General features: G+C 72.4%; 15 protein-coding genes. 9 read left to right on the top strand and 6 right to left on the bottom strand.

Annotated elements, in window-relative coordinates; genetic code table 11:
• Nucleotides 1-665 precede the first annotated feature (665 nt).
• The 4 genes from ACIQVZ_RS26010 (at nucleotide 666) to ACIQVZ_RS26025 (ending at nucleotide 6,940) form a co-directional block, all read left to right on the top strand.
• The gene (locus ACIQVZ_RS26010) at nucleotides 666-3,122 is read left to right on the top strand and encodes an FtsX-like permease family protein (protein WP_402453190.1); all 2,457 of its coding nucleotides are present in this window, start codon (nucleotides 666-668) and stop codon (nucleotides 3,120-3,122) included.
• A 163-nt stretch (nucleotides 3,123-3,285) separates the two neighbouring features.
• Nucleotides 3,286-4,407 (top strand): basic secretory protein-like protein, encoded by a 1,122-nt coding sequence (locus ACIQVZ_RS26015; RefSeq protein ID WP_402453191.1) that lies wholly within the window; start codon nucleotides 3,286-3,288, stop codon nucleotides 4,405-4,407.
• Nucleotides 4,408-4,748: 341 nt separating this feature from the next.
• Complete coding sequence (locus tag ACIQVZ_RS26020; protein ID WP_402453193.1) at nucleotides 4,749-5,873, top strand: RCC1 domain-containing protein; 1,125 nt, start codon at nucleotides 4,749-4,751, stop codon at nucleotides 5,871-5,873.
• A gap of 146 nt (nucleotides 5,874-6,019) precedes the next feature.
• On the top strand, nucleotides 6,020-6,940 hold the full coding sequence (locus tag ACIQVZ_RS26025; protein WP_350876290.1) for a CAP domain-containing protein: 921 nt from the start codon (nucleotides 6,020-6,022) through the stop codon (nucleotides 6,938-6,940).
• 215 nt (nucleotides 6,941-7,155) lie between these two features.
• Here ACIQVZ_RS26025 and ACIQVZ_RS26030 read toward each other — a convergent pair whose 3' ends face one another.
• The 3 genes from ACIQVZ_RS26030 to ACIQVZ_RS26040 form a co-directional block, all read right to left on the bottom strand.
• A complete protein-coding gene (locus ACIQVZ_RS26030; protein WP_350876292.1) occupies nucleotides 7,156-7,512 on the bottom strand; it encodes a beta/gamma crystallin domain-containing protein in 357 nt (118 codons plus the stop codon).
• Between the two features lie 489 nt (nucleotides 7,513-8,001).
• On the bottom strand, nucleotides 8,002-9,366 hold the full coding sequence (locus tag ACIQVZ_RS26035; protein ID WP_350876294.1) for a nitrate/sulfonate/bicarbonate ABC transporter ATP-binding protein: 1,365 nt from the start codon (nucleotides 9,364-9,366) through the stop codon (nucleotides 8,002-8,004).
• Nucleotides 9,367-9,396: 30 nt separating this feature from the next.
• Entirely contained in the window at nucleotides 9,397-11,073 is a 1,677-nt protein-coding gene (locus tag ACIQVZ_RS26040) for an ABC transporter permease (protein ID WP_402453195.1), read from the bottom strand.
• A 250-nt stretch (nucleotides 11,074-11,323) separates the two neighbouring features.
• On the opposite strand from ACIQVZ_RS26040, the gene ACIQVZ_RS26045 reads away from it, so the two are divergent.
• Nucleotides 11,324-11,530, top strand: a complete 207-nt coding sequence (locus ACIQVZ_RS26045; RefSeq protein WP_402453197.1) for a hypothetical protein — start codon at nucleotides 11,324-11,326, stop codon at nucleotides 11,528-11,530.
• A gap of 34 nt (nucleotides 11,531-11,564) precedes the next feature.
• Here ACIQVZ_RS26045 and ACIQVZ_RS26050 read toward each other — a convergent pair whose 3' ends face one another.
• Both ACIQVZ_RS26050 and ACIQVZ_RS26055 read right to left on the bottom strand, forming a co-directional pair.
• On the bottom strand, nucleotides 11,565-12,527 hold the full coding sequence (locus tag ACIQVZ_RS26050) for a serine hydrolase (protein WP_402453198.1): 963 nt from the start codon (nucleotides 12,525-12,527) through the stop codon (nucleotides 11,565-11,567).
• Nucleotides 12,524-13,471, bottom strand: a complete 948-nt coding sequence (locus ACIQVZ_RS26055) for a LysR family transcriptional regulator (RefSeq protein WP_402453199.1) — start codon at nucleotides 13,469-13,471, stop codon at nucleotides 12,524-12,526. The genes ACIQVZ_RS26050 and ACIQVZ_RS26055 overlap by 4 nt, the downstream gene beginning before the upstream one ends.
• A gap of 115 nt (nucleotides 13,472-13,586) precedes the next feature.
• On the opposite strand from ACIQVZ_RS26055, the gene bla reads away from it, so the two are divergent.
• From bla to ACIQVZ_RS26070, 3 genes are all read left to right on the top strand, one after another.
• Nucleotides 13,587-14,522 (top strand): class A beta-lactamase, encoded by a 936-nt coding sequence (gene bla, locus ACIQVZ_RS26060; RefSeq protein WP_402453200.1) that lies wholly within the window; start codon nucleotides 13,587-13,589, stop codon nucleotides 14,520-14,522.
• Nucleotides 14,523-14,599: 77 nt separating this feature from the next.
• Nucleotides 14,600-15,652, top strand: a complete 1,053-nt coding sequence (locus tag ACIQVZ_RS26065; RefSeq protein WP_402453202.1) for an MBL fold metallo-hydrolase — start codon at nucleotides 14,600-14,602, stop codon at nucleotides 15,650-15,652.
• Between the two features lie 380 nt (nucleotides 15,653-16,032).
• Nucleotides 16,033-16,824: a hypothetical protein gene (locus tag ACIQVZ_RS26070; protein WP_402453203.1), complete on the top strand. Its 792-nt coding sequence runs from the start codon at nucleotides 16,033-16,035 to the stop codon at nucleotides 16,822-16,824.
• Nucleotides 16,825-16,832: 8 nt separating this feature from the next.
• On the opposite strand, the gene ACIQVZ_RS26075 is transcribed toward ACIQVZ_RS26070, so the two are convergent.
• Nucleotides 16,833-19,724 (bottom strand): AfsR/SARP family transcriptional regulator, encoded by a 2,892-nt coding sequence (locus ACIQVZ_RS26075; RefSeq protein ID WP_402453204.1) that lies wholly within the window; start codon nucleotides 19,722-19,724, stop codon nucleotides 16,833-16,835.
• Nucleotides 19,725-19,950: 226 nt separating this feature from the next.
• Between ACIQVZ_RS26075 and ACIQVZ_RS26080 the strand changes: the two genes are divergently transcribed.
• Nucleotides 19,951-20,523, top strand: a complete 573-nt coding sequence (locus ACIQVZ_RS26080; protein ID WP_350876310.1) for a hypothetical protein — start codon at nucleotides 19,951-19,953, stop codon at nucleotides 20,521-20,523.
• Nucleotides 20,524-20,927: the final 404 nt, after the last annotated feature.

Raw genomic sequence — 20,927 nt, forward strand, 5'->3', positions numbered from 1 at the left:
CGGGACTGCCGCTCCCTTGGACCAGAGCTGCCCTCCTCGCACAGGCCCGCGATCGGCGGGCCCGTGTGCCCGAACGGAACTCCCTGGTTGCCGTAGGTCAGGTCCTTGGCGGGCCGCCGGCCGGTGGTCGGGTAGTGGTTGACGTCGGCGCTCGTGCAGGACGGGCCGGCGGCCGGCGGCGAGGGTAGGTCCGTCCCCCGCACGGCGCAGGGATGGGTTCATGATCAGACTTGCGGCGTACGGGGGACGGGCTGACGTAGGGACAGAGTCCCACGTCCCGCCGGCCGCCCATCAGGGTCGACGGCGTGTCAACCGCCCGCCGGCGCTCGCACCCGCCGATCTGCGAGAGTTCTTCAGGGGAACGGTTCCTCAGGGGCGATATCAGGGGTGATATCAGGGACGGTCCGGAGGTGCCGATCCCGCGTGGCGCCGTAGCGTCGGCGCGTCGGATGGCCGTTGCCCCCGACCGACCCCCACGGAGAAGGCGAGCGCGTGTTCCGGAGCAAGGTTCCAGCAGCGGTCCCGTGCCCCCCGGGTCCTCCCGGCGAGGGGCGGGCCCCGGGCCAGCCGTACGTCGTCGAGGCGGGTGCGGGCGGCATCGGCGTCGTCGAGCGGCACGGGATGCGGACGGCCGCGCTGGAGCCCGGCGGCAATGGGACGAAGCCGTGCTGAAGATCGCCGTAGCCACCCTGCGCCACCGCCTGGCGGGCTTCGTGGGCGCCTTCCTCGCCCTCACGCTCGGCACCACGATGATCGGCATGATGACGCTGACCCTCGCCGCCACCTTCGGTACGCCGCACCCGGGTCCGCAGCGGTTCAAGGAGGCCTCGGCCGTCCTGGCGCCGCAGGGCTTCGACGGGCGCCCGATGAAGGCCCCCGCCGTCCTGCCGCCCGACCTCGTCGCGAAGGCGGCCGCGACCGGGCACGCCACGCCCGACCGCAGCTTCCCCGTGCAACTCGCCTCCGGCTCCGGGGGGATGACGGGCCACCCCTGGTCCTCGGCCGCCTTCGCCGGCTACCGCCTGGCGACCGGGCGCGCGCCGCAGGCCGCGGACGAGATCGTCGTCAGCGGTGGCCCCCGGGAACTGGTCGGACGCCAGACCGGCGTCACGACGGGCGACGGCGCAGGCCACTACCGGGTGGTCGGCGTCACCGACGCGCTCTGGTTCGAGAACGCGGTCTTCTTCAGCGCCGCCGAGGCGCAGCGCCTGTCACCTGGCGTGAACGCGCTCGTCACCGACCAGGACGCGAAGCAGCTGGCCGCGCTCGCGGGCGACCAGGCCGTGGTCCTCACCGGCGGCGGCCTGACCAGGCTGGACCCCGACTCCACCGGCGGCGCTCAGGCGCTGGCCAACGCCCAGGCCATGGCGGGCAGTACGACCGGACTCGCCGGGTGCGTCGCGGTGTTCGTCGTCACCGCGACCTTCGCCTTCGCCGCTGAGCAGCGCCGCCGCGAACTGGCGCTGCTGCGCCTGGTGGGCGCGGCCCCCGGGCAGGTGCGGCGCATGGTGCTCTGGGAGGCCCTGCTGATCGGCCTGGCCGCGGCGGTCGCCGGCTGCCTGCTCGCACCGCTGTGCACCGTGCCGCTGCGGTCCTGGATGCTCGACCACCACGTGGCCCCGTCGTGGTTCACCATCCCCGTCACCGTCCTGCCGCTGCTGGTGGCCGCCGTCATCGGCGTCGCCGCCGCGCTGGCCGGCTCGGGCGCGACCCTGGTGCGCGTCTCGCTGATCCGCCCGATCGAGGTGCTGCGCGAGAGCGTGCTGGAGCGCCGCGCGATGACCCCGGTCCGCTGGCTGCTGGGGGTGGGGATGCTGGCCGGCGCAGTCGTCGCGGGGGTCGCCATCTCCCGTACCGAGCCGTACCTCGCGGCCAGCGCCCGCAAGTACGAGGTGGTGCCGGTGCTCTACGTCGGCGCGGTCACCCTGCTGGCCCCGGCCCTGCTGCGCCCGGTGACGAGGCTGCTGCTCCGCCCGCTGCGCGGCTGTGCCACGGCCGGCCCGCTGCTGGTGCGGGAGAACATCCTCACCTCCCGGCGCCGTACGGCCGCCACCGTGGCGCCGATCGTGGTGGCCGTCGGGCTGGTCGCCGCGATGCTGACGATGCAGGAGTCCGGCGACGCGACGCTGCTGGCCCGGCAGCAGCAGGAGATCCGCGCGGCGGCCGTGGTCGTGCCCGGCGGCTCGGGGATCGATGGTCCGACGCTCGCCCGCCTGGCGGCCGTGCCCGGGATCAGGGTCACCCCGGTCACCTCGATGAACCTCCGGATCGGTACCGCCGCCGGTGAGCAGATCGACTCGCTGAGCGCGAAGGCCGTCCCGGCGGCGGCGCTGGGCGTCACCGTCACGCCGCCGGTGCTCTCCGGCTTCCTCGCCTCGCTGCCCGAGGACTTCCTGGTCATCGACGAGCACGCGGCCGAGTCCGACGGTCTGGCGGTCGGCGACCGCGTGGTCATGCTGCTGCCGACCGGCGCGAGGGTTTCGACCGTCGTCGCGGCGGTGGTCGCGCGCGGCCTGAACGGGGACGACACGTACGTGTCCTCGGCGCTGACCGGCGCGCTGATGCCGAGCCGGGTCTACCTCGACTCCTCGGCGGGCGCCGGCGCGGCGCTCGACCCGCAGCAGACGGCCGCGGTGAACCAGGCGCTGGCGGGCTCCGGCGCGCACGTGGTGACCTACGACGCCTACCTCGGGGCCGAGCGCGCGCATGCCGCGCAGCAGACGGACAACGCCGCAGTGGTCATCCTGGGGATCGCGCTGGTCTACGCGCTGATCGCGGTCGCCAACACCCTGATCATGGCGATGGCCGGGAGGTGGCGGGAGTTCGCCCAGCTCGCTCTCGTCGGCGCGGTGCGCGGTCAGATCGTGAGGGTGGCCGCAGCGGAGTCGGCCGTGGCGGTGGCCGTCGGCACCGTGCTCGCCGCCGTGGCGACCGCGCTCGCCGCGCTGACCCAGCACGTCTCGCTGGGCGAGCTCGTGGCCGACGCGCCGACGGTGGTCCCGTGGGCGCGGATCGGGGAGACCGTCGCGCTCTGCGCCCTCGCCACCCTGGCCGCCGCGGCGGGCGCGGCCGTGCGGGCGACCCGCCGGCGGGCGGTCGGGAGCGCGGGCGTCCACGAGTGAGGAGCCACTTGGCGGCAGGCCGAGGCCTTCGGGTGAGCACCACCGGGTCGACGCCCCGTCAACGCACCCGTCGACGGGAGCGTTGACGCCGCGTCTGCCGGGGCCCGGTGGCATGACCGCAGGCCGGTTCCAGGGGGGAGCCGCCCGAGAGGAGAACCCCGAGATGATCACCCGTCGTACGGCCGCCGCCGCCGTCGTCCTGTCCACCGCGACCGTCGTGTCCGGGATGGCCTTCGGCGCCGGGACCGCCAGTGCGGCCGAGTCGCTCCCGTCCAGCGGCGCCGACTACCGCATCTCCAGTTACGCGGGCGGCGCCCTCCAGTGGGACAGCCGCAACAACGGCTCCAACGTGGTGGTCCGCGACTGGAACGAGTCCTCGGCCCAGCAACTCTGGACGGTCAGGGACGAGGGCAACGGCTCCTGGTCGGTGAAGGTGCCCGGCACCAACAACGCCGCCGACCGGGACCGGGGCAAGAACACCGTCGGTGCCTGGAACTACGTCGGCGCGGACAACCAGAAGTGGTGGCTGGAGAACACCTCGATGGGCAACGGCCGGGCCTGGCTGCTGCACAGCGTCTCGGACAGCAACCTCTGCCTGGCCCGTGGCGCGGACCTGAACGCCAAGGTGGCCGCCTGCAACGCGGGGGACCCGGCGCAGTCCTGGAACCTCGACCGCAACGGCGCCACCACCCCGCCGACCTCCGGCCGTCCGACCATCGACCTCGACTACTCGCAGGCCCCGGACCTCGGGCCGTGGCTGGAGCAGCAGAAGAAGACCGTCGCGGACTACTACCCGACGATCTCCAACCTGATCACCAAGGGGGCCTTCGCCGCCCCCGGCTACTTCAAGATCATCTTTGACCCGAAGCTGACCGACTACCCCGCGTTCACCACGGTGAACCCCGGCAACGGCATCAAGGAGGTCCACGTCAACATCGGCTACACCCGCGGCAACAAGGGCGACACCGGCTTCCTGGTGCACGAGGCCGTGCACGTCGCGGTCTGGGACAGCCCGTTCTCCGGCAAGTGGTGGCTGGGCGAGGGCCTGGCGGACTGGGTGCGCGACTACAACTTCCAGCCGGGCACCGGCGCCCAGCACTTCGGCCCGGACTCCAACTACGACAGCGGCTACCAGGCCACCGCCCGGTTCATCGACTACGTCTCGAAGGCCTACAACAAGCCCGACCTGGCACACCTGCTGAACACCACGAACTACAGCGAGCAGATCTGGGTCCAGCTCACCGGCAAGAGCGCCCAGCAGCTCTGGAACGAGATGCCCAAGTAACCCGCGCCCCCACACCCCGCCCGACGGCCCGGCACCCACGAGGTGCCGGGCCGTCGGGTCGATGTCAGGAGCGCCGCCAAGGGGCGCGTGTGCGCAGCGGCGGCGGCCCGGTCGGCGCAGCGAGACGGCCCGGCGTGCCTGGAAACGCCGGAAGATCGCCTGTTCGAGTGAAGGTCGAGATCGGGGTCCCGAGTTCTGATCGCTCGTCACCGATGATGCGTTCGAGAGCTTGCGGAGAGGGCCGGGCAGGAGCGGCCCGTCGGGAGGCAGCACCACCGCGTCTTCGTGGCAGCCTCTGCGGCCGAATTCCCGCATGACAGCACACCCGATGAGGAGATCAAGTGGCGGAGAAGCGGCTCAAGTCCTGGGGCAACAACCGCGCAGGTCAGCTCGGCGACGGCACCTGGACGGACTTCCGTACGACGGCCACCACCGTGCTGGGACTGACGAGCGCCGAGGTGGTGAAGATCGCCGCCGGGGGAAGCGGCCCCGCCACAGGTTTCGGGCTGGCCCTGCTGACCGACCGCACGGTGCAGACGTGGGGCGCCAACGGGTCGGGGCAGCTCGGCGACGGCTCGGTGTTCAGCCACAACGCGCCCGGCCAGGTCGTCGACCTTTCCAGTGCCACCGACGTCGCCGCGGGCGGAGTGCACAGCCTGGCCCTGCTCGCCGACCAGACCGTGGTCGCCTGGGGGCGCAACAACCACGGCCAGCTCGGCAACGGCACCAACGCCGACAGCAGCGTCCCGGTTCGGGTTGAGGGACTCAGCAAGGTGATCGCGATCGCCGCCGGACTCAACCACAGCCTGGCGCTGCGCGAGGACGGCACCGTGTGGGCCTGGGGCCACAACATCAACGGCCAGCTCGGGGACGGAACTTCGGCGAGCCGTAACGTGCCGTCCCCGGTGAACAACCTGACCGGTGTGACCCGGATCGCCGTCGGCGCCGACCACAACCTGGCCCTGGTCGGCCCGCCGAGCAGTTCGACCAAGCCCACCAGTGGCAGCGCGGTGAAGGCGTGGGGCTACAACGCCACCGGCCAGCTCGGCGACAACACCACCATCAGCCGCTTCACTCCGGTCGACATCCAGGGCAGTTGGCTCGGCGGGGTCTCCGGGATCGCGGCCGGAGCCCACCACAGCCTGGCCGTCACCGACGGCGGCGACCAGCTCAAGGCCTGGGGCCGGAACACCTCCGGCCAGCTCGGCGACGGCACCACCGATTTCCGGAGCACCCCCGTCCCGGTCCCCGGCCTCACCGGCATCCAGCTGATCGCCGGCGGCCGCGAACACACCATCGCCCTGCTCGGCGACAACACCGTCCGCGCCTGGGGCAACAACGGCTCCGGCCAACTCGGCAACGGCACCACCACCGACAGCAGCACCCCCGTCACCTCGCTCACCGCGCTGACCGGCGTCGACAAGATCGCCGCACCCCTCGGCGGCGACTTCAACCTGGCCAACTGAACCCGGCGCGCGGCCCCGGCTCCCCGCCCGGGCCGCGCACGGCAGTTCGTCAACATGTTGCTGATCGATCGTCAATTCGGTCCTGGTGTCCTGACCGCGTTCCGCAGTCGCATCCGCACGCGGTCCACCGACAACAGGAGATTCCCGTGTCCCACCCGTCCACCCGGACCCTCCGTCTCCGCCCGAGCACCGGCATCCGCCGCCGCACCCGGCTGGCAGGCCTGCCGCTCGCCGTCTCCGCGATAGCGGTGAGTAGCGTCACGCTGCTCACCGCGCCGGCGAACGCCGCCGTGGTCGAGCAGATGATCACGATTCAGGACCACCAGAACCACAACTCGCTGGCCAGTGCCGACGGCGAGGGCTCCCGGATCGTCGCCCGCAACTACCAGAACGCCTCCACCTCGTTCTGGATCTCCAACAAGCCCGGCGACCGGGTCGACTTCGCCCGCAACGTCAACGGCACCGAGCGCGTACTGGAGATGGACACCAACGACGGCCGGTCCACCCAGTTCATCCACTGGTGGGCGGGCGACAACCAGCAGTGGACCCTGGAGCCCGCCGCCGGCGGCGGCACCTACCTCCACAACGCCCGCGACAACCGCTGTCTGACCTATCACGGCCTCGACCGGGAGGTCACCGTCGAGAACTGCGACAGCAGCATGTCCCAGCGGTTCGACCTGATCGGGTCGGGCACCGGCCCGGGCCCGGGCGCCTCCGTCGAGCAGCGCTTCCTGGACCGGCTCAACGCCGTGCGCGCACAGAACGGCAGGCCGGCAGTGCGCCTCAACCAGACGCTCTCCCAGGTCGCCAAGTGCAACGCCGACCAGATGGACCAGCGCCGCGTCTCCGGTCACTTCTGCGACTCGAGCGGCATCGCGCGCAACCTCGGCTACACCGGGAGGGGATTCGGCGAGATCGCCTTCTACGGCCCCACCGACATCGACGCCGCCGTCGACGGCTGGATCAGGTCGCCCCTTCACCTGGGGATCATGCTCGGCGACTACAACGAGGTCGGCCTGGCCCGCACCGGCAACGCCTCCTGGAACGCGTACTTCAGCACCCGCTGACCCCCACCGCGACCGCTCCGCCGGGGCCGCCCCCGGCGGGCAGCCGTGACACCACATGCCGGCGCCGGCCAGCCCCTGGAGGGTATGGCCGGCGCCGGTGGACCGGAATTGAGCGAATTCACGTCACAGAAAATTTGACGGCGATCAAAGCGCTGCGGGGACTTGCGGTGATACGGCCGGACGAATTTCCGTTCGGGTCCCGCTCCGCCGGTTCGTCAGAGGATTTGGATGGAGTTGACCCTCGGCGGGCGGTTCGGGTACGTGATGTCGGTCCAGCGGTTGACCCTCACCGAGTCGCCGTTGGCGTCGGAGTAGACCAGGTCGTTGTTCCCCGTGGAGATCCGGTCGATCCACCACCCGCCGAAGCCGATCGTCCCCCCGTTCGCGTAGCAGTCGACGCTGTCACGGCCGTCGAGGTGCGACCAGATCTTCAGGAAGTCATTGCGGCTCCCGTCACACTGGACGTGATCGATGGCGAAGGCGTTGCCGGACGGCACGGCCACGGTGAGCGTGGCCGCCGCGGCGAAGGCCATCGCCATCGAGCTCACGACCTTCTTTGCTTTCGAGATCATGGATTCTCCTCAACCGGATGAAATTTCGAATCGGAGTCCGCTTCGCAACGAGTTTCGGTTGCGTCGTGCTCGATCAGTATCCAGACCGCCTTTGTGAGGGTCAATCGAACATGTCTCCACCTTGCTTGTTCTCGGTCATTTCCATCCGGACTTTCGGCGAGGCGTGGGGTGGGTTGTTCTGGTGTGTCGCGAGTGGTTCCGGGGCCGTGCGGACGGGCCGTCGACCGAGATCGCCTACCGGCCGCTCTGACGTGGGGTGATGGTCCGACCACAGACCGCGCGCGACAGGTGCTGGGGGCACCTGGCTGGGAGAGGGGGGTGGGGCTGGCGAGTTCGCGCATGACGTGTCGGGTGCTGCCGGGTGAGGGCGGCGGCGGCCGGGACGAGGACCTCCGGGCCGCCGAACTCCCGGGCGGCTGTTCCCGCCGACGTGGTCCGCCTGCTCGCCGACGCGGAGGCCCACCGGAAGGACTGAGGCACGCACCCCGCCTACAGGGCGTCCTGCGCGCCGGGCTCCAACGTGAGTTCGCCGTCGCCGGAGTCGTAGTCGAACAGCTCGGCGTAGCGGCCCCAGTCGATGGCGGTGTCCAGCTGGCGGCGCGCGTCCTCGGCGGAGAAACCGCGCCGCAGCAGGTCGAGGAACAACCCTTCGCGCAGGGTGTGACCGTCGGTGGCGGCCAGGGCCTGGACGATGGCCCGCACGAGCGGGGCGCGGCTGGCGGCGTGGTGGGCGAAGAGCTGCTTGCTGGTGAGGATGTCGGCGGCGGCGAACTCGCGGCCGGCGTCGGTGACGCGGATCCGGGGGCCCTCGGTGCGCGCGAGGTCGAGCAGTTCGGCGGCGTCGACCAGTGGCAGGAGGTCGTCGATCTCGAAGTTGAGTTCGTCGGCGATCTCCGCGAGGCCGTCCTCGCCGCCGCGGGCGACGAGGATTTCCAGCAGGCCCGCCAGCCCGCCGACGCTGACCTCCGGCAGCGGCGCGCTGGTCGGGGTCGGGGCGGGCCGCTCCGCACCACCGGTCGTCGCGGGCTCCACCGCGGCGACGGCGGCTTCCTCCCGGCCGGTGAGGATGCCGTAGACGGTGTCGACGATGGATTCGAAGTGCGGGTCCTGGCGGTTGCGGGGGCGGGGCAGGTCGACGCGCAGTTCGGCCTGGATGCGGCCGGGGTTGGCGGCCAGCACGAGGATGCGGTCGGCCAGCAGGACGGCTTCCTCGATGTTGTGGGTGACGATCAGGATCGACTTGACCGGCGCCTCATGCCCTTCCCACAGGCCGACCAGCTCGTTGCGCAGGTTCTCGGCGGTCAGTACGTCCAGGGCGGAGAACGGCTCGTCCATCAGCAGCGCGTCCGGTTCGACGACCAGGGCGCGGGCGAAGCCGACGCGCTGGCGCATGCCACCGGACAGTTCCTTGGGGTAGGCGGACTCGAAGCCGTCCAGACCGATCAGGTCGATGGCCTTCAACGCCCGCTCGCGCCGCTCCTGTTCACCGACGCCCTGGGCGTGCAGGCCCAGTTCGACGTTCTGCTGCACGGTGAGCCAGGGCAGCAGGGCGAAGGACTGGAAGACCATCGACACACCCGGGTTGGCACCGGTCAGCGGCTCGCCCCGGTAGGCGACGGTGCCCGAGGACGGGGCGATCAGCCCGGCGATGCACCGCAGCAGGGTCGACTTGCCGGAGCCGGACTTGCCCAGCAGCGCGACGATCTCGCCCTCCGCCAGGTGGAAGCCGATGTCGTCCAGGACCGGCAGCTCCCGGCCGTCGGGGGTGGTGAACGTCTTGGTCACCCGCTCGGCCCGCACGATCGTGGCGCCGGTCGGGCGGGGGCCGGGGGTGCGCGGGTGGTCGGTGGTCACGGGTCCTGCCTCGCTCGCTGGTACGAAAGGTCAGAGGGAGTAGCGGGTCTCGGCGATGCGGTAGAGGCGGCGCCAGAACAGCCGGTTGAGGGCGACGACGTACAGGCTCATCACCACGATGCCGACCAGGATCTTCGGGAAGTCCCCGGTGGCGGTGGCCTGGGTGATGTAGGAGCCGAGGCCGGTGGCGGTCAGCGTGTGGGAGCCGTAGGTCACGACCTCCGCGACGATGGAAGCGTTCCACGCTCCGCCGGCCGCCGTGATCCCGCCGGTGACGTAGGAGGGGAAGACCGCGGGCAGGATGAAGGTGCGCCACTTCAGTCTCCCGCCGACGTGGAAGGTGGTCATCGCCTCGCGCAGGTCGGTGGGGATGGCCGAGGCGCCGGCGATCACGTTGAACAGGATGTACCACTGCGCGCCCAGCGCCATCAGCAGGATCGCGCCGACGTCCAGCGAGATGCCCAGCGCGACGAACGCGGCGGTGGCGAACGGGAAGACGAAGTTCGCCGGGAAGCTCGCCAGGACCTGCACCACGGGCTGGGCGAAGCGGGTCACCCGCGGGTTCATGCCGATCCACACGCCGATCGGCACCCACACCACCGTCGCGAACGCGATCAGGATGATCACCCGGCTGAAGGTCGCCGCTCCCAGGGCCAGCGCGTGTCCGAACTCCGCGAGCCCCACCGTGGATCTGACGTAGGCGAACGCCTTCCACGCCCCGAAGAGCACCAGCACGCTGACCGCGCCGGCGAAGAACACGTCCCCCGTCCGCTCGCGCGCCGCCGACCCGCCGATCGGGTGCTCGGCCAGCCCGAACGGCCGGCTCGCCCGGTCCAGCGCGCGGCCGATCGGCAGCAACGGGCGCCCGAGCCGTTCGGGGACGCTGGAGCGGCGCAACAGGTCGAGCACCAGACTGCGGGGGCGCTCGGCGGCTTCCGACTCCTCCACCCGGAACCGCTCCGACCAGGCGACCATGGGCCGCCAGAACAGCACGTTCACGCCCATCACCATGACCACCATCACGGCGATCGCGATGCCGACCTGGCCCAGGTTGCCGGCGGCGATGGCCGCCGCGGCGTACGACCCCATGCCGGGCAGCGCGTAGCGGTGGTTGAGGACGCTGATGGTCTCGGAGGCGGCGAGGAAGAACCAGGCGCCGCCGAAGCTCATCATGCCGTTCCACACCAGCGGGATCATCCCGGAGGGCACGTCGAGCTGCCAGAACCGCTGCCACTTCGTCAGCCGCATCACCCGCGCGGCCTCGTCGAGCTCCTTGGGCTGGGAGACGAGGGAGTAGTAGAAGGCGAAGGTCATGTTCCAGGCCATCGCGGTGAAGATCGCGAAGATCGAGGCGCACTCCAGGCCCAGAATCGAGCCGGGGAACAGGGCGATGAACGCGGTCACCGTCACCGACAGGAAGCCCAGCACCGGCACGGACTGCAGGATGTCCAGCACTGGCAGCAGCACTTTGTCCGCCCGCCGAAGCCGCGCCGCGGCGGTGGCGTACACGAAGGTGAACACCACCGACGCCACCAGCGCCGCGAACATCCGCACCAGCGAGCGCACCGCGTAGTACGGCAGGTTCGCCGGGTCCGTCGACACCGTGTCAGGAGCCGTGCTGGGCAGGAACGGCGCGTTCAGTGACGGGGCGAGCCGCAGCAGGCCGTACAGGAACGCGACCAGTGCCACGACCACCAGCACGTCCACCCATCGGAATGCCGGCCGCCGCCACACCCCTCGCGAGGGGAACCCGCCCGGACCCGCCACCTGGCCTCCCGTGTCACCGTCGGCTCGCTGCCTCGGCCAGGAAACCATGCCCGGGAAACTCCGGAGGAGTCCCCACCGAGCGACACGCGAACACTCACCGGCAAAAGATCCGGAGCAGCCGAGTAGCGGCCGACATCGTGGCTGACGGGCCGGCAGCCCCTGGGCGCGGTTGCCGCCGGACGAGTAGGCCTTGTTCCCGACCCCCTGCCCGCCGACCCGGCGCACCCGGCCCGCCGGGGCGCCGCCCGAGCGGGAGCCGGGGACGTTCACGGTGGCGACCGTCGGCGGCACCGGCGCCTACCGGACCATCACCGGCGACGGCACCCTGGAGTGCACCACCGCCGACGGCACCACCCTCATCCTGAACCACAGCGTTCAGCAGGGCGCCGGGAGTTGAACCGCGAGTCGAGCTCGTGGCATGACCTCGCAGGTCACCGGACCTGTTGAGCTGCCTGCGGGCCGCCGCCCCGCCCGGTCGCCATCGCACGCAGGGCGTCGACGGCGAGGCGGGCGGTGGTGCCGATGGCGGCGTCGGCGGCGGGGAGGGTGATGGTGGTGGCGGCGGCACGGGTGAAGATGGCGAGGGCGTAGCGGCCGCCGTCGGGGTATTCGACGACGCCGACCTCGTGGCGCAGCGTCGGGAGGGTGCCGGTCTTGCCGTGGACGCGGACGTCGTCGTAGGGGAAGCCGGAGGCGAGGCGGTGCGGCCAGACCTGGAGGCCGAGCAGGCGGCGGAGGGCGGCGCCGGGTTCGCCGGGGCAGGCGTCGCCGTGCCAGAGGGCGGCGAGCAGGGTGGTCATGTCGCGGGCGGTGCTGCGGTTGGTGAAGGTGGGGTCGAGGACTCTGAGGCGGGCGACGACGGCGGGGTCGACCGGGGAGTCGTGGCCGGTGTCCTCGGCGAGGGCGGCGATGAGGTCGCGGAGCTTGTGGACGGCGACGGTGCGGGTCAGGCCGAGGTCGGCCATGGTGCGGTTGACGGTGTCGAGGCCGATCTCGTCCCAGAGGATGTCCGCGGCGGCGTTGTCGCTGACGGCGACGGTCAGGTAGGCGAGGTCGCGCAGGGAGAGCCGGGCGGCGTCGAGCATGGCGGCCAGGCCGGTGCCGCCGGAGGTGCGGCCGGTGGCGGGGATCTCGATCTGTCGGGTGAGGTCGATCCGTCCGGCGGCGGCCTCGCGGAAGAGCGTGACCAGGAGGCAGAGCTTGTGGACGCTGGAGGTGCTGACCGGGGTGTCGGCGTCGAGGGCGATCTCGGTGCCGGTGTCGAGGTCGCGGACGTGCAGTCGGCCGCTGACGCCGGCGTCGGCGAAGGCGGCGGCGATGCGGGCGCGCGCGGTGCGGACGCCGGCGGGGCGGTCGCCGGATGCGCGGTTGCCGTGGGCGCGGTCGCTGGTCACAGCGGGAACTCCATTGCGGGCCGGGGGAAGAGCGGGGGGTTGGGCGGCTGGGGCAGGAGGCCGCCGTGTTCGGTCAGCGCCTGGTGGGCGGCCTCGGCGAACAGTCGGACGGCGGGGCCGCCGCTCCCGGTCGGCCAGGCCGTGGAGGTGCGCCAGGCCAGCGGGGTGCCGGTCAGCGGACGCCAGACTGTACCCGGTGGCGGCGAGGTGTGTGGCACCAGGGCGACGGCGCTGCCGGTGAGCACGAGTGCGCCCGCGACGTCCGGGCCGGGCGGGTCGACGACGGCCTCGGGAGTGCAGCCGTGCCGGGTCAGGGTGGTGAGCATCTCGTCGTAGAGCGCGGGGGCGGTGGCGCGGGGGAAGAACACCAGTCGCCGGCCGGTCAGTTCGGCCACCGCCAGCTCCGGGCGGTCGGCGTCCGGGCTCCCGGCGGCGAGCAGGACGCCGAGCGGCTGGTGCAGGACCGGCCCGAACGCCAGCCCGGCGGCCGGGCACGGGTGGCGGACGACGGCGACGTCCACGGTGTGCTGGGCGAGTTCGCGGGCCATGACCGCGACCGGCAGTTCCCGCAGTTCGAGCCGGGTGCCGGGGGAGGCGCTCTCGAAGCCGGTGAGCAGCGCGGCCAGGACGGCCGGGCCCAGTTCGGGCGGCACGGCCGCGCGCAGGGTGCCCGCCCGGCCGGTGCGCAGGTCGGCGGCGGTGGCGAGGAGGCGGGCGGTGCTCTCCAGCACCTCCGTCGCCTCCGCGAGCAGCAGCAGGCCTGCCGGGGTGAGCTCGACTCCGCGCGGGCCGCGGTCGAACAGGGTCACGCCGAGCTCGCGCTCCAGACGTTTGATCCGCTGGGAGAGCGAGGGCTGGGCGATCCGCAGGCGCTCGGCGGCGCGGCCGAAGTGTCGGTCCTCGGCGACAGCGCGGAAGTGGCGTAGGTGCCCCAACAGGTCCATGGGCAGCAATCATAGGCATTCTCTTATCGATCTCTTCACCATAGTGGTCTTGGACTGATGGCCCGGCGGCCTGTTTAGCTGAGGGTGACGGAACGAACCACCTGGGAGACCACCGATGACGCCTGCCCTTCGCCGCCCCCGTACCGCGCTGCCCGCCGTGGCCCTGCTCGCGGCCACCCTGCTGAGCGGGTGCGGCTCCGCGGGACTCACCAGCCATGCGGCCGCCGACACGCCCGCCCCGGTATCCAGTGCGATGCCGGTGGCGGATACGACGAGCGCTTCCTTCAAGGGACTTGAGCAGCAGTTCGGCGCCCGCCTCGGCGTGTACGCGGTGGACACCGGCAGCGGCCGGGAGATCTCCTACCGGGCCGACGAGCGGTTCGCGTTCGCGTCCACGATCAAGTCGCTCGCCGTCGGCGCCCTCCTGCGCAAGGCCTCCGACGCGGAGTTGGACAAGGTGGTCTCGTACCGCCAGGAGGACGTGCTGTCGTGGGCGCCGGTCACCTCGCAGCACGTCGCCACCGGGATGAAGGTGCGTGATCTGGCCGCCGCCGCGATCCAGTACAGCGACAACACCGCCGCCAACCTCGTCATGGCCGAGCTGGGCGGCCCGGCGGCCGTCCAGCAGTCGCTGCGCGACCTCGGGGACCCGACCACCAGCGTCGACCGCACCGAGCCCACTCTCAACGAGGCGACCCCGGGCGACACCCGCGACACCAGCACCCCCAGCGCCTTCGCCGCCGACCTGCGCCGCTACGCCCTGGGCGACGTCCTCGCGGAGGACCGGCGCCGGCTGCTGACCGACTGGCTCGTCGGCAACACCACCGGCGCCCCGTACATCCGCGCGGGCGTGCCCACCGACTGGAAGGTCGGCGACAAGACCGGCAACGGCGGCTACGGCACCCGCAACGACGTCGCCGTCGCGTGGCCCTCCGGCGGCCGGAGCCCGGTCGTGATCGTCGTCCTGTCCGACCGCGGCAAGGCCGACGCCACCTCCGACGACGCGCTGATCGCCCAGGCGACGAAGACCGTCGTCGGCGCCCTCGGCTGAACACCCCGGCCGCCAAGAGCCCTGACCAGCAAGAGCCCCGACCGCCAAGAGTGCGACCACCAGGAGCCCCGACCGCCGTGATCCACCCCACCCGCCGGACCGCCACGGACGCCGACTTCACCAGACGCCGCCTCGCCCAGCTCGCCGTCCTGGGCATCGCCGCCGGAGCCGCGCCGATCGCCGCCTCGGCCCCGGCCTCCGCCTCCGCCTCCGTGAGTACGCCGTCGGCCTCCGTGAGTACGCCGTCCGCCTCCCGCCCGCACTACGACCGCGCCCGCCGCCTCGCCGGCGACGACCCCGTGCTGCGCGCTCTGGTGACGGCGCTGACGCCCGGCTCCGACCTTCCTGACCTGCCCGCGCCGGCGCCCGTCAACCTGTTCGACAACCTCGTGCTCCTGAGCGCGGGCTGGGTCTCCGCGATGGCGGTGCTGACGGACGACGGCATCGTGCTGATCGACGCACTCACCTCCCCGGCCGACGCCGACGGCATCATCGTCCCCGGGCTGCGCGCGGTCGGAGCCGATCCGGCGGCGATCAAGCACGTCGTCCTCACCCACGGCCACTCGGACCACTTCGGCGGCGCGCAAACCCTCGCCGACCGCTACGGCGCCCGCGTGCACATGTCGCCGGCCGACTGGGACCTCCTCGCCCGCACCCGCCCGGCCGACGCCCCCGCCCGGGACCTCGACATCGCGGACGGCGAGCAGCTGACGCTCGGCGGCACGACGATCGAGCTGCACCACACCCCGGGCCACACCCCCGGCACCGTCTCCCCGATCATCCCCGTCCGGGCCGGCCGCCGGCACCACAGCGCGATGCTGTGGGGCGGCCTCAACCCGCCCTCGACGGTGGAGGAGCTGCGCACCTTCCTCGCGTCCGTCCAGGCCTTCCGGGCCGTCATGCGCCGGGCGAACGTGGAGGTCGAGCTCTCCAACCACCCGAACGACCACGGCCTCGAACGAGCCGAACAACTGCGCCACCAGCCGCCCGGCGCCGCGAACCCCTTCCTCCTCGGCGGCCCCCGGACGCAGCGCTACATGGCGGTCATGGACGCGATGCTGCGCGGCCGGATCGCCGACATCGAGGCGCCGACGGCCCGGGCCGTCGCAGCACCGCCCACCTGCTGCTGACCGTCCGGATCACTCCCGGCCGGGGGCGGAGGTGCCGGGGGAGTGCGGCGCCCTGGTGTCCTGTTCCCCGAGGTGGGTGTCCAAGGCGGTGTTCAGGTCGGCCGCCCACGCCGACCGCCCGCTGGAAGTCCCCGGCTCCGACCGGTGCCCGCTTCCTCCTCCGCCTCCCCCTGCCGGCCCACCCAACCCGCACTCCGTGAGCCCCGCCCGGCCCAGCACCTGACCGGGTCGTCAACCGACTGCTGCGGCTGAGTGACAAAAGGAGGGCTCCCCAGGGAGGTACCCGATGTGACGAGTCGACTCCTCTTACCCTCTCCTGAGACTCGGACGCGTCGCCCGGCGGGCGGTCCAGCGTGTTCGCCACCCATGGAGGTCGTTGGATGAATCGCCGTCCCCGGGTCGCAGCGTCGCTGGCGGGCGCGGCCATCGCCCTCGCGTCACCGTCGGCGGACGTCGCCGCGCAGGCGTCCGCACGGCATGCGTTCGGCTCCCTGTGGATCCAGGACGGGGACGGCGTGGGGGAGGGAGGACACCACGACCACAATCCCCCGCGTGACTGCCACAGCGCCCGCCGCGTCGTACTCATCGACCAGAGCTTCAGAGTCATCCTGAAGAACGGTCGGCACGGGCCGGAGGCTCTCGTTCTCCAGGGGTCCACGTCATCCTCGTCCTCGTCGCCGGCAGCACCATGGGACAACTTCTACGCTTCAACGTATTTGGACGTGAACTATCCCACCCAGACCAGCAACCAGTACGAGTGGCAGATTCGTGACTTCTTCAGGGAGCACCCGCTCTTCGTGGTGAAGGCGTTCGACCGCCACGAACGAGTCTTCTCCTTTCCGGCCACCCACTGCATCGACAAGCACGACGGTGACCGCGGTGACGGCGACCGCGGTGACGGCGCTCTTCTGTACGGGGGTGGAGCTGCCGACGGGAGCGACCCGTCCGGCTCCCCGTCGCCCCAGGCGACGGACCGCCCTCAAGACGGCCAGTCCGCGTCGGAAACCCCCAGCTCCGGGGCCACCATCCCCCCTCCTCCGCGCTCTGCCGCGGCTGAAGGCAGGCACAGCCGTCTGCTGAGCGCGAAGCACGTCGGGATCGCGATCGGCGGTTTGCTGATGGTCCTGGGAGTACTGGCCACGGCACGGCTGCGACGTCGTTCCGACACGTGACAGTCGCCCTAGCGCCGCCGGTCGGTCGTGGCGGGCGGAGTGAACCCCAGTGCGGCCAGGATCGGCAGGTTCGAGGTCAGCTGGTGCGCCGGCAGCTCCGCGTAGATCTCGTGCGCGGCGTCCCAGGCCTGACGGAAGCGCTGCTCGTGCCCCAGTGCCCGGTGGGCGGCGGCCAGTCCCGCCAGGGCGTGGGCCCGCTGGGCGGGATAGCCCGTCAGACGGCTGCTCACGGCGAGGGACCGTTCGTAGTGCCCGACCGCCTCCTCCGGCTTCCCGAGGGCGTGCTGCGCCGCTGCCAGGGTGTTGAGCAGAGAGCAGTCCATCGGCCCGTTCCGCTGGGCCCTGGGCCGGGCGAGCACGCGGCTCGCATGGTCCGATGCCTCCTGGTAGCGGCCCAGGAGCAGGTAGGTCGGGGCCAGGCTGGTACGGCAGAGGTCGGCCGTCCAGTCATCGGTCTCCGGGCCGTCGGCCGTGAGCAGGTCGAGGGCCCGCTCGTAGTACTCCCCGGCGTCGGCGTAGCGGCCCGTGAAGTAGTGGTAAGCGCCGAGGTAGGCCAGCGCCCGGCCCTCGGTGCACCGGTCGCCGGCGTCGTGGGCGAGGACCCTGGCCCGCTGGAACGTCCGCCGGGACAGGGTGAGTTCGCCCAGGGCGCCCCAGACGTGGCCCAGGTCGTTGAGGCCGTGTGCCTGGGCGCTCAGGTCGCCCAGGCGGCGGGCGGCGGCCACGGCCGTCCGGCCCAGGGCCACCCCTTCGGTCTGCGGCGAAGTGCGGTGGAGGTAGCTCCACAGCAGCGCGGGCAGTTTCCAGGCCGTTTCGTCGTTCCCTCGCTCGTAGGCGTGGTGGGCGGTGGCGAGCAGGTTCGCCCGCTGGTCGTCGCACCAGCGGGCGGCCTGTTCGGGGCCGGTGAGGTCGGCCACCCGCAGGCCCTCGGGCGGCGGGCGGAGGGGGACCCGCCGCCGCCCGGGGGTCAGCACCCGGGCAGCGGCGTGCGCGTGGTGCAGGCACCACGCGTACCAGCGCTCGTGCAGCTCCCGCTGTTCCTCCGGGCTCTCCTCGCGGGTGCCCAGCTCGGCCGCGAAGAGCTTCAGCAGGTCGTGGAAGCGGTAGCGGCCCCGTGCCGGCTCGGCGAGCAGGTGGGCGGTGGTCAGGCGGCCGAGGAGCCGTTCGCACTCGTCGACGGCGGCCGCGGACAGGGCGGCGGCTACGGGGGCGCTGATGTCCACCCCCGGGAACAGGCCGAGCCGGCGGAACAGGCGCCGGGCGGCGGGATCGAGCGCCCGGTAGGACAGGCCGAAGGCCGACCGCAGGGAGGAGCGGTCGTCACCGCCGGCCTCCAGGGCGCCCAGGCGGTCGGCGCAGGAGGCCAGCTCGTCGGCGAAGGCGACGAGATCACGCTGCGGCCGGTCGCGCAGCTGGGCCACGGCGATGCCGAGCGCCAGCGGGAGGTGCCCGCAGGCGTCGAGCAGCCGGGCGCCGGCCTGCCGCTGCGCCTCCGCGGTGCCGGCGCCCAGGACGCGGGCGAGCAGCGCCTGCCCCTCGGCGGGGGTGAAGCCGTCGAGTCCGACGCGGTGGGCGCCCTCGCGGGCGACGAGTCCGGTGAGACGGTCCCGGCTGGTGATCACGACGGCGCAGCCACTGCCGCCCGGCAGCAGCGGCCTGACGTGCTCCGGGCCGGCGGCGTCGTCGAGGACGACGAGCATCCGCCGTTCCGCCAGCAGTGACCGGTAGAGCGTGGACGCCTCGTCCAGCTGGGCCGGTATGGACTCGGTCGGCACGCCGAGCGCGCGCAGGAACGCCGCCAGCACCCCGTGCGGGGAGCGGGGGCCGGCGGCGGACCAGCCCCGCAGGTCCGCGAAGAGCCGTCCGTCGGGGAACCGCTCCCGCGTGAGGTGCGCCCAGTGCAGCGCCAGCACGGACTTCCCGACTCCGGCGGCACCCGTGATCACGGCGCACGGTGCCGCCGTTGGGTGGGTACCGGGCTCCCCGGTGGCCAACACCCGGTCCAGTAGGAGCAGTTCGGGGGCGCGGCCGACGAACACGGGGAGGCCGGAAGGGAGTTGCTCGGGTCGCGGGTCCGCCGGGGGCACCGAAGGGGCGACACCGGCGGTCGGGGCGGTCCGGTCCGGCCGGGCGGTCGGTGTCGGACAGGCAGTCGGTGTCGGACAGGCGGTCGGTGCCGGACAGGGGAGGAGGAGGGCCCGTTGGAGGGCCTGGGCCTCGGGTGTCGGGTCCAGCCCCAGGTCCTCGGAGAGCCGGGAGGCATGGCGCCGGTAGGCCTCCAGCCCGTCGCTGTGTCGGCCGGAGCGGTGCAGGGCGGTCAGCAACTGCCGCACCAGGCGGTCGCGGAGCGGGAAATCGGCGACCAGGCCGGTCAGTTCCGCGGCGACCTCGCGGTGCCGCCCCGCCTCCAGCTCCAGTTCGTAGAGCCGCTCCAGCGCGGCCATCCGCTGCTCCTCCAGGCCGGCCGCGAGGGCGGCGAAGGCCAGGCCGGGCAACCCGTCCAGCGCGGGGCCGCGCCACAGCTCCAGGGCTTCGCGCAGCCGGGGGACGGCCTGCGCCGCGTCCAGGTCCGCTGCCGCCGCGACCCGGGAGGCGAACAGGCGGTGGTCCACCCGGGCGTCGTCCGCCACCAGCCGGTAGCCCGCGCCGTCGGTCACGATGGGGGAGGCCGGCCCCGTGCCGAGCATGCGGCGCAGCAGGCCGACCATGTTGCGGATCTGGCGGTCCGCCGTGGCCGGAGGGTCCTGGTCCCAGACCGCGTCGACCAGTCGGGGGACCGGGACGGTCCGGTTCGAGTGCGCCACGAGCATCGCCAGCAGACTCCGCTGACGGCGTCCGCCCAACCGTACGGGAGCGGCCCCGGCCCGTACCTCCAGGGACCCCAGGATCCTGAACTCCATGTCCCCCCATCGGCGATACCGATCCAACTCCCCCGGAGAACACCAATATTGACGAAGTGTCGCTTCGTGCCCCGGGGGTGTCGCCTGAACTGTCACGTGCCGGCGCACGGCAGCGCGCGTCACGATAAAGCAGTGATCAGATCATGCCAGAATCGTGCAGCCGATTGAGAGTGTTGCCGTGCACCGGCCGAAAGGCGCCGGTCCTCGACCCAGGAGTTGATCGACCATGGCACACTCCCTCAAGCGCATCGGAGCCGTCCTCGCGGCGTCGGCGATCGCACTGTCCCTGTCCGGAGCGGCCACGGCCGTCGCTCGACCCGCGACGGCCGGAGACTCGAACCGGCACTGCGTGGTGAACGCGCAGGGCGGCCAGGCGCAGTGCTTCGGCACCTACCGAGAGGCCATCGGCTACGCTACCGGCGGGCGGGTCGCCGACGCTCCGCCGACCGCCGCCGAGGCCGCCCGCGACAGCGCGTTCGCCAAGGAACTGAACAGCCCGGCCGGCCTCTCCGACCTGGTGGTCCTGGGGACGATCTACCAGGACTTCTTCTTCGGGGGCCAATCGGTGACCTTCACCGGCCCGCACGCGTGCTACAACGGGAACGCCGCCGACTACTCCTTCGACATCCCCGCCCCGCTCCAGGACCACGTCTACTCGGTGCGCCCGTACGCCAACTGCTGGTTCAACCTGTTCACCGGATTCCAGGCCACCGGCTACGAGAGCCCCAGCTACAAGGGTGAGACCGTCTCGGTGGACGAGGCCTGGCGGACCCACGCCAAGTCGTTGACGCTCGGCTGAGCCACGGCCCCGACGTCCTTCCCCGGCAACCGGCAACCGGCAACCGGCAACCGGCAACCCCGGCAACCGCGGTAGCCGCAGGGGCAAGGCCGGGGCAGGGACGCACGACCTGCCAGCGGTACCTGTCCCGCCTCGCCACCAGCGATGGCGGGACAGAGCCGTTGGTGCGGGCGCCGGTCACGAGGGGCCGGTGGACCGACGGGTCCTGGTAGGGACGTGTTCGTGAATGGTCACCAGGTGATCAGGCCGTAGCCGTCGCCCCTTCGGCATCCGGCGGCGTCCCGGGTGTTGGCGGCGGCGCAGGACCTGTCGTCGGGGCCGGGCGGGTTCTGGCCGCTGTCGCTGGCGAGGTGGGGCCGTTGCCGCGGATCGGAGTCCGGCGAAGGAAAGCGCCGGAACACCTG

Source organism: Kitasatospora sp. NPDC098663 (genome assembly GCF_044760075.1).
Classification (GTDB): Bacteria; Actinomycetota; Actinomycetes; order Streptomycetales; family Streptomycetaceae; genus Kitasatospora.

What these genes read in the sequence shown, in the direction of transcription:
- ACIQVZ_RS26030 (WP_350876292.1), bottom strand. Translation starts at nt 7,512, where the DNA reads ATGATCTCGAAAGCAAAGAAGGTCGTGAGCTCGATGGCGATGGCCTTC.
- ACIQVZ_RS26015 (WP_402453191.1), top strand. Translation starts at nt 3,286, where the DNA reads ATGATCACCCGTCGTACGGCCGCCGCCGCCGTCGTCCTGTCCACCGCG.
- ACIQVZ_RS26070 (WP_402453203.1), top strand. Translation starts at nt 16,033, where the DNA reads ATGAATCGCCGTCCCCGGGTCGCAGCGTCGCTGGCGGGCGCGGCCATC.
- ACIQVZ_RS26075 (WP_402453204.1), bottom strand. Translation starts at nt 19,724, where the DNA reads ATGGAGTTCAGGATCCTGGGGTCCCTGGAGGTACGGGCCGGGGCCGCT.
- ACIQVZ_RS26080 (WP_350876310.1), top strand. Translation starts at nt 19,951, where the DNA reads ATGGCACACTCCCTCAAGCGCATCGGAGCCGTCCTCGCGGCGTCGGCG.
- bla (WP_402453200.1), top strand. Translation starts at nt 13,587, where the DNA reads ATGACGCCTGCCCTTCGCCGCCCCCGTACCGCGCTGCCCGCCGTGGCC.
- ACIQVZ_RS26055 (WP_402453199.1), bottom strand. Translation starts at nt 13,471, where the DNA reads ATGGACCTGTTGGGGCACCTACGCCACTTCCGCGCTGTCGCCGAGGAC.